Below are 12,857 nucleotides of genomic sequence, written 5' to 3' on the forward strand. Positions count from 1 at the left end.
GCACAGTTTTACGTTATTGAATAAAAGAGTTTCATTTCTTTTCACTTTCATGTCGTGCTACAATTCGTTCAAGAGAAAGTGAAGTATGTTAGGGAGGGAACGAGAATGGCTAAATGGGCGTTTGTATCAGATTTTGATGGTACAATCTCAAAAAAAGATTTTTACTGGTTCATTATAGAAAACTACTATCCTGAAGGAAGAGCACTATATAAAGAGTGGAAATCTGAGAAGTTACAAGATATTGAATTTCTCAGCAAAGTCTTCAAATCGATAAACAAAGAGGAAGCACAGATTATTGAGGACATCAAAGCGCTGCCGATCGACCCTCATGTCCCCGACTTTATTAAGGCCGTTCAGCAAAATGGTGGCGACTTCTTTATCCTAAGTGCAGGAACGGATTACTACATCAATCACTTGCTTCGTCACTATAGGGTTAACGATGTTGAGGTCTTCTCGAACACGGGCTACTTTAAAGATAATAATGTCCACTTATCTATCGATTCCACTCATCGACACTTCTCAAAAAGATATGGCATCGATAAATCACTTGTTATTAAAGAATTGAAAGAACGCTATGACGTCGTATATTTTGCTGGGGATAGTGAGCCTGATTCACATGGTGCTAAGGAAGCAGACTTAACGTTTGCTAAAGATGTTCTTCAAGACATCCTGAAAGATCTTAATGTTGCATACATTCCTGTGGATTCATTCATTGACATTGAAGATGAACTGAAAAGCAGAAGTGTTTTAAAGTAAACGTCGCTTCACCCTACAGGAATGTATGAAAAAGACTGTCGGAAATGTTTCCGACAGTCTTTTTTCTACCTAGTTTAGTTAACATAATAAAATTATATTAAATTTCTGTTCGAATATCCCACAGTTCTGGAAAAAATCGGTGATCGAGAACTTTTTTTAAGTATCCAACTCCCGAAGAGCCTCCGGTGCCTTTTTTAAACCCTATTATTCTTTCAACAGTTTTCATATGTCTAAACCGCCATTGTTGCAGCCAATCTTCAATATCTACTAGTTTTTCAGCAAGTTCGTAGAGATCCCAATATTGATCAGTATTCTTATAAACAGTGAGCCACGCGTTTTTGACAGATTCATTGCCTTCGTATGTGTTTGTTACGTCTCTCTCAAGCACTTCTTTGTCGATCGTAATTCCTGCACGATCAAGTGCTCGAATAGCAGCATCATAAATGCTTCTTTCACTGTATGCTTCCTTTAATATTTTGTGGAGCGATTGATCTTTTTCATAAATTTTCAGAACGTGAGGTGTTTTGTACCCAAGTGCAAATTCAATCATCCGATACTGATAGGATTGAAAACCTGATGCTTGCCCTAATGAATCTCGAAATTCCATATATTCTGATGGAGTGAGTGTAGACAACACATCCCACGCTTGTATGATCTGTGTTTGGGTTTTTGACACTCTAGCAAGCATTTTAAAAGCTGTAGATAGTTCATCAGTTTCTATGGCTTTGATAGCCCCTTTTAACTCATGCAAAATCAGCTTCATCCACAGTTCGCTCACCTGGTGTATCACGATGAACAACATCTCATCATGGTGATCCGAAAGACGATTTTGACCGGAGAGTATTTTATCAAGGCTTAAATACTCACCGTAGGTCATGTTTTCTGTGAAATCAGTGTGGACCGATGACTCTGTAGGATCAATGTGTTTTTTATCCAAGTAATAACCTCCTGACTGAATTTGAAAGCGTATTTAATTGTAAGCAAGTATAGATGCAGCCCTCTTGCAAAATTATATCATTCTACCTTTTAATGTGAATCCTTGATTTACCAAAGAAAATGAAGAAGCATCAGGTTTCACTGATGCCCTTAGCTTTTGTTCCTTGATGAAAAAATAATTGCCATGCTCCCCTGCTCTGTTTCCAAATTGAGCTTCTTAGGCTTCTAGATTCACTCTCTTTTCTTGTCAATGTGTACGTAATCAGGATAATGTCATCTGATAATTTCACTACGTTTGAGTGCGTCATAATTAATTCCGATGGTTGCTCTTCTACTAACCCTTTTAGAATATCAGCCTTACTCAATCTTACTCCAGAACTACCAAACTCTTCAAATTCATCTGCGATCAGTTCATCTAAGGCTTTCTTGGACTTTCTGATTTGTGGCAATAACAACTTATTCTCAAGTTCAGTAATCAAATCTTCTATTTTTTTCTCTGTTTTCATTGATTTTTCAACCACCTTATGGTTTTTAAGTAACTAGTAACTGTATATTTTATTATCAATACGGTAATTGAAATTTTAGAATAATGCATTAATTTTAAAGGGAGGTTATCCCTCCCCTTCATTATGATAAAACGTTACTAACGTCTTTCCACCGTGTATCGTAAGCTTGTACAACAAAGTCATTTTTCTTTGCGTACTCTCTAATCACGTCCTTTATCTCATCGGGTTGATACGTGAAATTCCGATTATTAGCTAATGCGGGATAGCCTGATCCTCTCAATAAGTAATCGGATGAAGCTATGCTATACCATCTTTCTTCGTCTATTGGCTCTCCGTTAATTGTAATCGAATTGACCTCTGTACCATCATATTCGATTTCTGCCCCGGAAACATGCAACCTTCCAACATATTTACCTCTGAATCCTGGTCCCCTTCCGTCAGCCATACAAACGGAACTGTCGAGAGAATGCTCAAACGCTTCTTTCAAATACTTCCCCTGTATTTCGAAATAAGTAGGGTTTAAAGGAGATGGACAGATTTCAATCAACTTCTTCTCAGAAACAAATTGAATGATTCCTGCATTCGCTATTCCGCTGTTGATTAAACCGATCTCGCATTTAAATCGATCTCTTAATCCATCCGCAATCAAATTAGATAGTGGGTTCTCTTCCAAGATATCATGCCAGAGCGGCTTTTCCACTGTATACAGAGGTGTGCTTAAATTCTTAACAGCCTCTTCTTTACTACTTTCAAAAATACGTACGATTTCTTCATCTTGTTGTGCTTTGGAGGTAGAGATTGTTGAAGAAGCTAATAGTTCGATGCCTTCTTCAGCTATTTCTAATTCTACAATCCCAATATATTCACCATAGTTACCTGCTGAATTAATAATCGTACCATTCACAACTCTTGCCTGGTCATATAAAACGTGATCATGAGCGGATAGAATAAGGTCGATCCCATCGATGGCTTCAGCGAGTTCAATATCCGCTTCAGTTCCAACATGATTTAAAACGATGCATAGATCATACTTTCCTTGATGTTTGTTCATCTCATCTTTAATCGCCTGCTTGAAGTCTGAAATTGTAAAACCCATCAGTTCATTAAATTCTTGAAGATCAGGGGAAGCACCCGTTATTAAAATGTTAATCTCATTATGTCGTATAATTACGCTACTTCTAACACCTTGGATCGGTTCTCCGGTGACTTTACGTAAATTACAGCTAATAAAAGGGAGAGAACTGTTTGTTGCCATATGTTCAAGTGTTTCGATTCCGTTGAACAATTCATTATTACCGATCGTGATAGCAGAATACCCTACACTTTCGAGTAGCTTGACCGCTGCTAAACCTCTTGTCCCCTGTAGTTCTATACTTTTAAAATCAGCAAAGTCTCCACCATCCAGTAATATGGTGTTTTCATCCATGTAATGTCGAATCAATGAAGCCGCTTTAACGAAATTTTCAAAATGGCTATGTACATCGTTTGTGTGTATAATGTTTACCTTCATGAATGCCTCCAATAGTATGTAAAAAACTCTTATTTTCTTCCAATAGTACGTATTCTTAACTAACGGATAAAGTCCTGCTCTTACTTACAATTTTCTTATTATAGGATAAAGAAAAAACCCCGCATAAAATGCGAGGTTTTATTTCATCTGTACTGCTTCATGTTGATGATGTGATGCTTGGCGCTTCACGTATACCACATAAATAACCATCGCAATTGCAACAGACGTAGCAGATGCTAAGTAAATATCTGAATAACTAAACGTAGAAGCGATTAAGCCGAATAATATTGCTCCTAAACCAACACCTAGGTCAAAAAATGAAAAGAACGTAGCGTTTGCCATCCCTTTTCTGTTTAATGGAGCTTCTTGAACAGCCCATGCTTGAAGAGCTGGTAACACCGTGCCAAAACCTGTTCCAAACAATACTGCTGCGAGTAAAAGCATAAATTCATTACTTAACAAGGTCAAATCGATCATCGCAAAAAGGACGAGCATAGTCCCTGGAATAAATACAGCTTTATGCCCTTTACGATCATATATTTTTCCAGCGAACGTTCTGACGATCATTAGTGAAAAGGCAAATACAACAAAATACAGTTCGATGCCTTCTATGTTTAAGCTTGTTGTATACAATGGTAAGAACGTAGCGATTCCACCGAATACCATCGTTATGAAAAACAAGAGAATCGAAGGCATAAGAGCTGTTTTTTCAAAGAGATCCCACTTTTTTCTTTTAACGATCGTTTTTTCTCTAGGTTTGTAGTGGATGGTCGCTGCAATAAGAAATGCAGCTAAACCACCGCCAGCTGCAATCATAAACAAACCAGAAAAATTGATAAAAGGGATAAGAAATAGTCCAAGAGCAGGCCCAAATGCCATCGCTAAGTTACCGGCAAGTCCAAAATACCCCATTCCTTCTCCTCTTCGCTTAGGTGGGATTAAATCTGTAGCGATCGTTCCAACTGCTGTAGTAGACATTCCCCACCCTAACCCTTGAACGATACGCATCAAAAATAGTAAGGCTAGACTTCCAGTGAAAGCATAGGAACCAACAGAAACGACAAAAACAAAAAGACCGATTAAGTAAACGAACCTTCTCCCTAAAGACTCTAACATATGACCACTCCATGGCCTTATAAGAAGTGCAGAGAGTGTAAAGACTCCGACTACGAGTCCTATAAGCTGATCACTTCCTCCTAGATCATTCACAAAAAGAGGAAGCGTTGGTAAGGTCATTTGAAATCCAGCAAAAATAAAAAAATTAGAAAAACATATAAAGATAAAGTCTTTAGTCCATATCTTTTCTTCTGCGTGCGGCCGACTCATCAAATTCCTTCTTTCTCATTTCATTCTTGTCTACATCATACCTCATTAAAAGCTTCGACTCCCGAAATATGCTCATAAAAAAAGTGTAGCTCTATGAGCGTGAGCTATCACTTAACAAGACTTGATTAAGAAACTCTCGTATGACTTTGGGAGATTCTAACCTAGCCGCTACGGCTGGTGGGAGCGTTCCTCTCATCCCTTCAAAAGGCGTACCGATCCACATTCTTTCACGGTCGGTCACCACAAACGGGAAGGACACGGTACAATTTATGTACTCTTTGTCTTCTACTCCCTTAATCTTTGAACTTGAGATGATCGTGACGTTATCTTCTAGTTGGTTGATTACTCGTTTCCACTCTTTGTTTAGTTTCGTACCATAAGGAATGGAGATTAAAACTTCACCTGCTGATTTCATTTCTTTAAATAATTGCTCTGTTTTAATCGCATGGAACCACGTTAATTTAGGGTGTGGATGTTTAATCCAACTACCAATTTGTGATGGACTCACTAACTCTCCTCGATCGATTTGGTGAGAAACAAGTTTCCGCAGTGTTTTTGTTGACGATATCCTTTTTTGAATAAAATCAACATTGGAGACGTGAATAAACTTTCCTCTCGTTCTCGTCATCGCAACATTTATGAGCCTTTCACTATTCGCACCTGTAATTAACATACCTGCTCGATCTTCAGGATCACCATCAACCGTATCGAATACCATCATATCTTTTTCGCTTCCTTGAAAACGATGAACTGTTGCTGCTAACAAATCTAGGTTATCTACTTCTAGTAGATCTTCTATTAAAAAGTTCATTAGATTTGCCTGAGCTCTATATGGTGTGACGTAACCGATCGATGTCATTCCACTTTTAATTGCTTCATAGATAGCTTGAAAGGATAATAGAAGCTGCCAAATGTTCATTCTTGATTTCGATGAGTGGCCAATAAAACAAAAGTGACCTGTAGCGCTTGTATCGATTAGAGCAGAAGGTTGATCTTTGAAAGGGTGCATCCTTGCAATCCCTTCTCTCGAAGAACGTGTCGAAGGATGGTCCTTAACAAGAGAGTGGTAAATGTGGTGATTCGTAAAGGATGATATAGCAGGATGCGTTCGTCGTTGTTCATTCAAAAGGAATAAGTTTGGATGGATATTAGCTCCATCGATCCCCTTAACGATTCCCGAACAATGAAAGATGTCTTCTCGCAACCATTTCGTAATAAAAGGGCTTCTCCCTGAAGCGATTGGGGGGAGTTGTTTAAAATCACCGCAGATGATTACTTTTTTACCAAGGGAAGCGGCAAATGCGGCCTGTGGCACATAAGCCATGCTTGACTCATCAACGATCACTAAATCAAAGCGTTTCTTATAGATCGTTTCATCGATTGCTGCCCGAGATAGTGTTGTACCAACAACTGCTGCCTCTTTTACAAATTTTGCTTCTTTTACACGTATCTTTTCGAGTACGTATGCGAGTTTTGATTCGAGCCTTACTAACTCCTCTGAATCACGTCGACTGAAAGATTTCGATAAATCCTGCTTTAAGTTCTTACGCTCTTCAACTAGTCGTTCTTTTTCTCCTGCTAAACCAGGGTGTTTCTCCAGTAAGAGTTGGTCCGTAAATATGGGAAGATGAGAGCTGATATTTCGTTGCGATCCATACCTCATAATTTTGCCTTCTTCAAACTTGTCCTTAGTATCTGTGAACTGAACCGTTTCTTTCATAAGTACATCTACAGCTTGATTACTATGTGACAGAATAAGAACCCTTGCCCCTTTAAAATAATGGTTAGCTGCGGTTCTGGCTAATTTATGCGTTTTTCCTGTACCAGGCGGTCCCCACACATACGTCACAGGATTGTATTTCGAGCGTAAAATCAGCTCGTGCAGGCTGTTCTTTATTTTGTTCTCTGGGTGTTTAGTGGTTTTAGAAGGGGTCATTAACCTCTTCACTCGTTCTGTTCTTACTTTACTCTCTTTGATTTCATCCAACCTTAGGATTAATTCCTCTAACAGCTCCCACGGATCGTGGAACAGCCTTGCTTCTTTAATGATAGTTCCAAAACCGCCTTCTAATTTTACGATCACGTTACTACCTTCTGAAGACAGGATCCGCCCTTCTCTTTTAATATCTTTTATTTCTAACCGAACTTTAGAACCTGTAGGTATTTGAACGCTACTAGTCGTCTCAAAATAATATCTGTATTCTCCATTATTACTCGATAACAGTTGCCCATTAATGATCCGGTGTGGTTTACTTCCAAATTTTTTTAAATAGAGTATCTCTGATTGCAGTGCTTTCTGCCATTCTTCAAGTATCTGTTTCATCTTACATCTCTTCCTTTTCAAAAGCCTTAATGGCTTTTAACACTATATCACGGACTGTCTATTCTCTCTACCTAGTTCGTGTGATTTTTTATATGTTGGAGAAAAACTTCCAGCGCTTTTGTTTGAAAAGGTGATCTCATGACGATTGAGAACATTCGTTTATATAGAAAACCTGGCAGCTCGATCACTGCTAATGTACCTAGTTTTAGTTCTTTTCGTATCGCCCATTTCGATAGAAAGCTTATGCCTATGCCTGCTTCAACAGACTCCTTTATTAGCTGTGTACTTCCGAATTCCATTTTGTTTGAAGGAGATAGATCTAACTGATGCCACATGTTTTCAGTCGCTTCTCTTGTACCAGACCCACTTTCACGCACAATCCATGTTTCTGATGATAAGGTGTTTAATTCCCCTGTTACTAGGGGATGATTCGGCTCAGAGACGATGACCATTTCATCTTCCGTAAAATTTGTTACCGAGAGTTCTTTTAACGGATGATCTCCCTCAATAATGCCTACATCCAACTGATGTGAGTAAACTAAATCTCCTATCTCTTTCGAATTTCCAATCGTTACGGTTGGAGATATTAAAGGGTATTTTTGATGAATATGTGCTAACACGTGAGGAAGTACATATTCCCCGTACGTATAACTCGCTCCGATACTGATTTTCCCACTTGTTTGATTCGTAAGTTCATCGATTAGATCAGTCATTTTAGAATATACGTTCAATAATTCCTTCGCATGATGATAGACGATTTCACCAGCTCTGTTTAACGACATCGTTCGATTATCCCGTTCAAGTAGCCTCGTGCCAAGCTTCTGTTCAAGATTCTTTATGTATTGACTAACTGCAGGTTGCGTCATATGTAAATCGTTTGCAGCTTTAGAGAAATTTTTGTTCTCTACGACCGAAACAAACACTTTTAATTGCTGATCCATTTTTATACCCCCATTATAAGTAATAACTTATATACATCATTATAATTATTTATTTCACTTATAACAAATGACGTTATAAAATGGAAGAGGAATGGAGAGTGCGGTTATGAACATAAATACAATGAAACATGAGGCACAGCTGTCACATAGAACACGCTGGTTTGCCGGAATACTATTTACTTTCGTTATAGCGACGCTAGGGTATTTTCTAGCAAAATTACCAGGGTTCCAACTAACCGGTCAGCTTGCATCAGCAATATTTATCGCCATTGTTTATCGACAAGTAGCAGGCTATCCAGAACTATTTCGTGAAGGCATAACGTTTTCATCAAAAAAGATTCTGCGATTTGCCATCGTTCTTTATGGCATCAAACTTAACGTGGGTTTTATTGTACATGATGGCTTATCGATCATCTTGATGGGATTAGGAGTTATTCTGTTTTCATTTATAGCAAGCCACTGGCTATCAAAGCTATTGAAAGCGGATCGTTCGATAACAACATTGCTCGCTGCTGGAACTGGTATATGTGGAGCAGCTGCGATTGCAGCTGTTGCACCGATATTCCGATCAAAGGATGAAGATACCGCAATTGGTGTAGGAATCATCGCTTTGTTCGGAACGATCTTCTCTGTGGGATATACAGTGATTCGTCCTTTACTTTCCTTTAGCCCGAGTGAATATGGTGTATGGGCAGGTATTTCTCTTCATGAGGTAGCGCATGTTGCTCTTGCCGCTGCCCCTGCTGGAGAAGAAGCTTTAGCGATGGCACTTCTCGCAAAGTTGGGCCGTGTATTCTTACTGGTCCCCGTCTGCTTGATCCTTATCTATTTGAGCAGTAGAAAACGAGATAAGGGAGAGTCAAGTACGATTCCTTTTCCATGGTTTTTAGTTGGGTTTGTGGTGATGAGCCTCGTGGGTACGTATGTATTAGGTCCGGTCGTTCCATTTACTGAAGATGCCATGCAGATGGTAAATACAATCACAACCTGGTGTCTAACAGCTGCGATGGTTGGTCTTGGATTAAATGTAAGCTTGAAAGATTTAAAAACAAAAGCATTAAGACCGGTCTTCGTCCTGTTGATCGTGTCGACTAGTTTATCAACACTCACATATGTACTTGTAAAGGTCATTTATTAATTCGACCATATTAAAAAAGAGGCAACGTCTATGACGTTGCCTCTTCAGGCTGTCGAGAAAGTCTCAACAGCCTGTTTTTTGTTTTTTCCTCTTTCTCCCTCATTTCGCTCTCTCGTTTTGTTACCCTATAGATAGATTCTTTATAGGCGGTGATTTCTTTGTTTCAATCTAGAAAAGCGCGACAAAACGAATTAGAAATGGTAACGATTGATGAACTAGTCCCTGAAAACCACTTACTTCGCAAAATCGATCACTACATAGACTTTTCCTTTATTCCAGAGAAAGTACGTCCCTACTATTGTGAAGACAACGGACGTCCCTCGCTAGATCCTCTAGTGCTGTTCAAGATGATGTTTATCGGTTACATCTATGGCATTCGGTCTGAACGAGAATTGGAACGTCAAATTCAAACCAATGTCGCTTATCGTTGGTTTCTAGGATTAAATCTTACAGACACTGTGCCTCATCACTCCACGATCAGCTGGAATCGTCGAATGAGATTCCATGAGACGGATATCTTTCAAGAGGTCTTCGATGAAATCGTTCATCAGGCGATGAACCATCGTATGGTTTCAGGGCGTGTGCTTTATACAGATTCAACTCACTTGAAAGCCAACGCCAATAAGAAGAAGTTCTCCAGAAAAGAAGTGAACGTTGAAACGGTAGACTACATTGAAGAGTTGAATGAAGCCGTCGAACAGGATCGGACTGATCATGGAAAAAAGCCTCTAAAAGAAAAGAAGGAGGTGAATAAGACGAAAGAAATCAAAGTCAGTGACACAGATCCAGAGAGTGGCTATTTGTATCGAGAACACAAGCCTGAAGGGTTCTTTTACTTGGATCATCGCACGACAGATATGAAATTTAACATCATCACAGACGTTCATATTACCCCAGGTAATATTCATGATTCCAAGCCTTATTTACAACGATTAGACCGACAGATGAAACGATTTGGATTTAACGTTGAAGCTGTAGGCTTAGATGCCGGTTACTTGACCACGCCAATATGTCATGGATTAGAACAACGAAATGTGTTTGGGGTGATTGCCCACCGTCGTTATAAATCCAGAAAAGGAATAATGCCGAAATGGAAATATACATACGATGAAAACGTAGACCAGTATGTCTGTCCGCAGGGTGAATCATTAACATACGCGACAACCGATCGAGAAGGCTATCGTCACTATAAATCTGACCCAACTATATGTAAGGCCTGTCCACTGTTAGCCCAGTGTACGCAAAATCATAAACATCAGAAAACCATCACCCGACATGTGTGGGAAAGTGCGAAAGAACAAGTTCGGGAGAACCGGCTTTCCAATGAGGGAAAGTGGATATATCGCATGAGAAAAGAGAAAGTCGAGCGTAGCTTCGCAGATTCAAAAGAACTGCATGGGCTGCGTTATTGTCGTTTGCGAGGAAAACAAAAAGTCCGCGAACAAGCGTTACTAACAGCTGCCTGTCAGAACATGAAGAAGATTGCCCTTCACCTAGACCGGATGAGCTAGGTGAAGGAGAGTTTTTTTCATATGAATACCACCAAGATCAAAAGACGAAGACCAAGAAAAGAAAGATAAAAGAAAAAGCTTGTAGAGGAACCGGGGGTTCCTCTACAAGCTGAAGAGGCAACGTCTATGACGTTGCCTCTTCTTGTTTACTCGAAATCATACTCTGCGAGCGCAATTGCAATTCGATTTTCGATATCTTCAATTTTGTCTTCATCTAAAAATTGATTGATGATGATTGAGAAAACAAGTGGCTCTTTCTTCATGACATAGCCCGACAAAGAAGAGACACCTTGCAATGTACCTGTTTTAGCAATCACGATGTTTTCGGCTGCTGTGTCAATCATACGGTTTCTCAGTGTTCCACCAACTAATCTGCCATTCGCTCCAGCGATCGGTAATGACTTTAAATAATAGTCAAACCATTCCTTAGCCTGCAGCTTGTAGAGTAATAGACTAAGCTGATTCGGCTGCACCAACGTAACGTGAGATATTCCTGATCCATCACGAAGTAACATCTCTTCGGGGTTTAGACCTTCTTCAGTGAGGTATTCATTCACAACCTCTAGTCCTGCTTCCCAACTTCCCTCGTGTTTCGTTAACTTACCCATCTCTTTGACTAAAATCTCCCCATGCCCATTGTTGCTTAGTTTCATAAAAGGAATGAGTAATTCATGAAGGGGCATCGATTTTTTTTCGATCAAACCATTCATTTCATCTGCAGCTTTACCGAGTCTTACGTCTCCCTCAATCGCTATACCAACATCCTTTAGCAATCGTTCAAACAAGTGAAGTGCATAGGCTGCAGGGTTTGAAACAGAGATCCAACTTTTCTCTAATGAGTCGTTTAGTGAAATGACACCTTCGATGGTAATGATATTCGTTCCATGTTTACGGTTTATCGTTAAATCCGTTTCTACATCTTGGCTAGTTGTCGTCGCCGTATTTTGAACCAATACGTAATCGGTATCAGGAGAAGTACGTACTATAGCTCGCTCCCCTTCCTTACTACCCGGATAAACTTCTATAATAATCGTACCTGCGTCATAATCGGTATTCGGAGATAGGGTTAACGCAGAAACTTGTGAACCATAATACTCACTTTCATCCGTCCAAATCATATCTTCAGAAAGCTTTGTGGAATCGTACCAAGATTCGTCTCCAATAAGGTTTCCTTCGATACTCTTAATTCCCTTTTCTCTTAGTGTTCTCGCAAAATGTTGATAATCTTCTAAAAGTAATGTTGGGTCTCCCTGTCCAATAAGAAAAAGGTCACCCTTTAACGTATTTCCTTTTATCGTTCCATTCGTAGCGATTTCTGTCGAAAATTGATAATCATGACCAAGTGTCTCTAGCGATGCTGCTGCTGTAATCAATTTCATGTTCGAAGCAGGAGTTAACCTCGTGTCTCCATGATGGTCGAAGAGTAATTCTCCTGAATGCGCCGATCGCACGCTTATGCCTGCAATCGATCCTTTGAGACCTTCTTCTGAAAGAATCGTATTGAGGCTAGTTGATAAATCTTGTTTCTTTTCTGCTTCCGATTGATTTCCTTTGCCGAATGATAGATTGGAGAGTAACAGTATTGCACTAATCATGATGCCAACGCCCACCTTACATCTAAATTTCAATAGTTGATCTCTCCCCTTTAGTTCTTTGTTAAATTTCATAAAACCTTCTTATTATGCAAAAATAAAAATGGAGTCATAGCGATTATATTCACGTCGCTTGACTCCATTACAATTTATAATTTATTAGAATGAACGATATCATTTAGTATGTTTCAGCTCCTGTTCTGGTTTCATTCGTGACACTTTTTCTTCTTTCTTATGCTCTTCTTGCATCTGAAGTCCCCAGCCGTCAGGAAAAAGCAAGCTTCCGCTCAGCGATACGGTCCTTCTTTCACGCATTTT

11 protein-coding genes are annotated in these 12,857 nt (G+C 39.4%); 3 read left to right on the forward strand and 8 right to left on the reverse strand.

Going from position 1 to position 12,857, the window contains the following annotated elements; genetic code table 11:
- The first annotated feature begins 105 nt into the window (after positions 1 to 105).
- On the forward strand, positions 106 to 756 hold the full coding sequence (locus ACXAEY_RS10095) for an MtnX-like HAD-IB family phosphatase (RefSeq protein ID WP_474811767.1): 651 nt from the start codon (positions 106 to 108) through the stop codon (positions 754 to 756).
- A 97-nt stretch (positions 757 to 853) separates the two neighbouring features.
- Here the strand turns inward: ACXAEY_RS10095 and kynA are convergent, their stop codons facing one another.
- The 6 genes from kynA to ACXAEY_RS10125 all read right to left on the reverse strand — a co-directional run bounded on the left by kynA (position 854) and on the right by ACXAEY_RS10125 (position 8,298).
- Positions 854 to 1,693, reverse strand: a complete 840-nt coding sequence (gene kynA, locus ACXAEY_RS10100) for a tryptophan 2,3-dioxygenase (protein WP_474811769.1) — start codon at positions 1,691 to 1,693, stop codon at positions 854 to 856.
- Positions 1,694 to 1,823: 130 nt separating this feature from the next.
- Positions 1,824 to 2,198, reverse strand: coding sequence for a nuclear transport factor 2 family protein (locus ACXAEY_RS10105; protein ID WP_474811771.1), 375 nt, complete (start codon positions 2,196 to 2,198; stop codon positions 1,824 to 1,826).
- A 121-nt stretch (positions 2,199 to 2,319) separates the two neighbouring features.
- Entirely contained in the window at positions 2,320 to 3,708 is a 1,389-nt protein-coding gene (locus ACXAEY_RS10110; protein ID WP_474811773.1) for a bifunctional metallophosphatase/5'-nucleotidase, read from the reverse strand.
- A 138-nt stretch (positions 3,709 to 3,846) separates the two neighbouring features.
- Entirely contained in the window at positions 3,847 to 5,034 is a 1,188-nt protein-coding gene (locus tag ACXAEY_RS10115; RefSeq protein WP_474811774.1) for an MFS transporter, read from the reverse strand.
- Between the two features lie 91 nt (positions 5,035 to 5,125).
- The gene (locus ACXAEY_RS10120; RefSeq protein WP_474811776.1) at positions 5,126 to 7,357 is read right to left on the reverse strand and encodes a DEAD/DEAH box helicase; all 2,232 of its coding nucleotides are present in this window, start codon (positions 7,355 to 7,357) and stop codon (positions 5,126 to 5,128) included.
- Positions 7,358 to 7,428: 71 nt separating this feature from the next.
- Complete coding sequence (locus ACXAEY_RS10125; protein ID WP_474811778.1) at positions 7,429 to 8,298, reverse strand: LysR substrate-binding domain-containing protein; 870 nt, start codon at positions 8,296 to 8,298, stop codon at positions 7,429 to 7,431.
- Positions 8,299 to 8,404: 106 nt separating this feature from the next.
- On the opposite strand from ACXAEY_RS10125, the gene ACXAEY_RS10130 reads away from it, so the two are divergent.
- Together ACXAEY_RS10130 and ACXAEY_RS10135 are read left to right on the forward strand one after the other, a co-directional pair.
- Positions 8,405 to 9,436 carry a YeiH family protein gene (locus ACXAEY_RS10130; RefSeq protein ID WP_474811780.1) on the forward strand — a complete coding sequence of 344 codons (1,032 nt, stop codon included), beginning with the start codon at positions 8,405 to 8,407 and terminating at the stop codon, positions 9,434 to 9,436.
- A gap of 158 nt (positions 9,437 to 9,594) precedes the next feature.
- Complete coding sequence (locus ACXAEY_RS10135; protein ID WP_474810836.1) at positions 9,595 to 10,947, forward strand: IS1182 family transposase; 1,353 nt, start codon at positions 9,595 to 9,597, stop codon at positions 10,945 to 10,947.
- A gap of 146 nt (positions 10,948 to 11,093) precedes the next feature.
- Here ACXAEY_RS10135 and dacB read toward each other — a convergent pair whose 3' ends face one another.
- Both dacB and ACXAEY_RS10145 read right to left on the reverse strand, forming a co-directional pair.
- The gene (gene dacB, locus ACXAEY_RS10140; protein WP_474811782.1) at positions 11,094 to 12,614 is read right to left on the reverse strand and encodes a D-alanyl-D-alanine carboxypeptidase/D-alanyl-D-alanine endopeptidase; all 1,521 of its coding nucleotides are present in this window, start codon (positions 12,612 to 12,614) and stop codon (positions 11,094 to 11,096) included.
- Positions 12,615 to 12,713: 99 nt separating this feature from the next.
- Positions 12,714 to 12,854 carry a hypothetical protein gene (locus ACXAEY_RS10145; protein WP_474811784.1) on the reverse strand — a complete coding sequence of 47 codons (141 nt, stop codon included), beginning with the start codon at positions 12,852 to 12,854 and terminating at the stop codon, positions 12,714 to 12,716.
- Positions 12,855 to 12,857 lie beyond the last annotated feature (3 nt).

It is taken from the genome of Anaerobacillus sp. ABA4_114 (genome assembly GCF_056159065.1).

What these genes read in the sequence shown, in the direction of transcription:
- ACXAEY_RS10120 (WP_474811776.1), bottom strand. Translation starts at nt 7,357, where the DNA reads ATGAAACAGATACTTGAAGAATGGCAGAAAGCACTGCAATCAGAGATA.
- ACXAEY_RS10105 (WP_474811771.1), bottom strand. Translation starts at nt 2,198, where the DNA reads ATGAAAACAGAGAAAAAAATAGAAGATTTGATTACTGAACTTGAGAAT.
- ACXAEY_RS10125 (WP_474811778.1), bottom strand. Translation starts at nt 8,298, where the DNA reads ATGGATCAGCAATTAAAAGTGTTTGTTTCGGTCGTAGAGAACAAAAAT.
- ACXAEY_RS10145 (WP_474811784.1), bottom strand. Translation starts at nt 12,854, where the DNA reads ATGCGTGAAAGAAGGACCGTATCGCTGAGCGGAAGCTTGCTTTTTCCT.
- ACXAEY_RS10110 (WP_474811773.1), bottom strand. Translation starts at nt 3,708, where the DNA reads ATGAAGGTAAACATTATACACACAAACGATGTACATAGCCATTTTGAA.
- ACXAEY_RS10115 (WP_474811774.1), bottom strand. Translation starts at nt 5,034, where the DNA reads ATGAGTCGGCCGCACGCAGAAGAAAAGATATGGACTAAAGACTTTATC.
- ACXAEY_RS10130 (WP_474811780.1), top strand. Translation starts at nt 8,405, where the DNA reads ATGAACATAAATACAATGAAACATGAGGCACAGCTGTCACATAGAACA.
- ACXAEY_RS10095 (WP_474811767.1), top strand. Translation starts at nt 106, where the DNA reads ATGGCTAAATGGGCGTTTGTATCAGATTTTGATGGTACAATCTCAAAA.
- dacB (WP_474811782.1), bottom strand. Translation starts at nt 12,614, where the DNA reads ATGAAATTTAACAAAGAACTAAAGGGGAGAGATCAACTATTGAAATTT.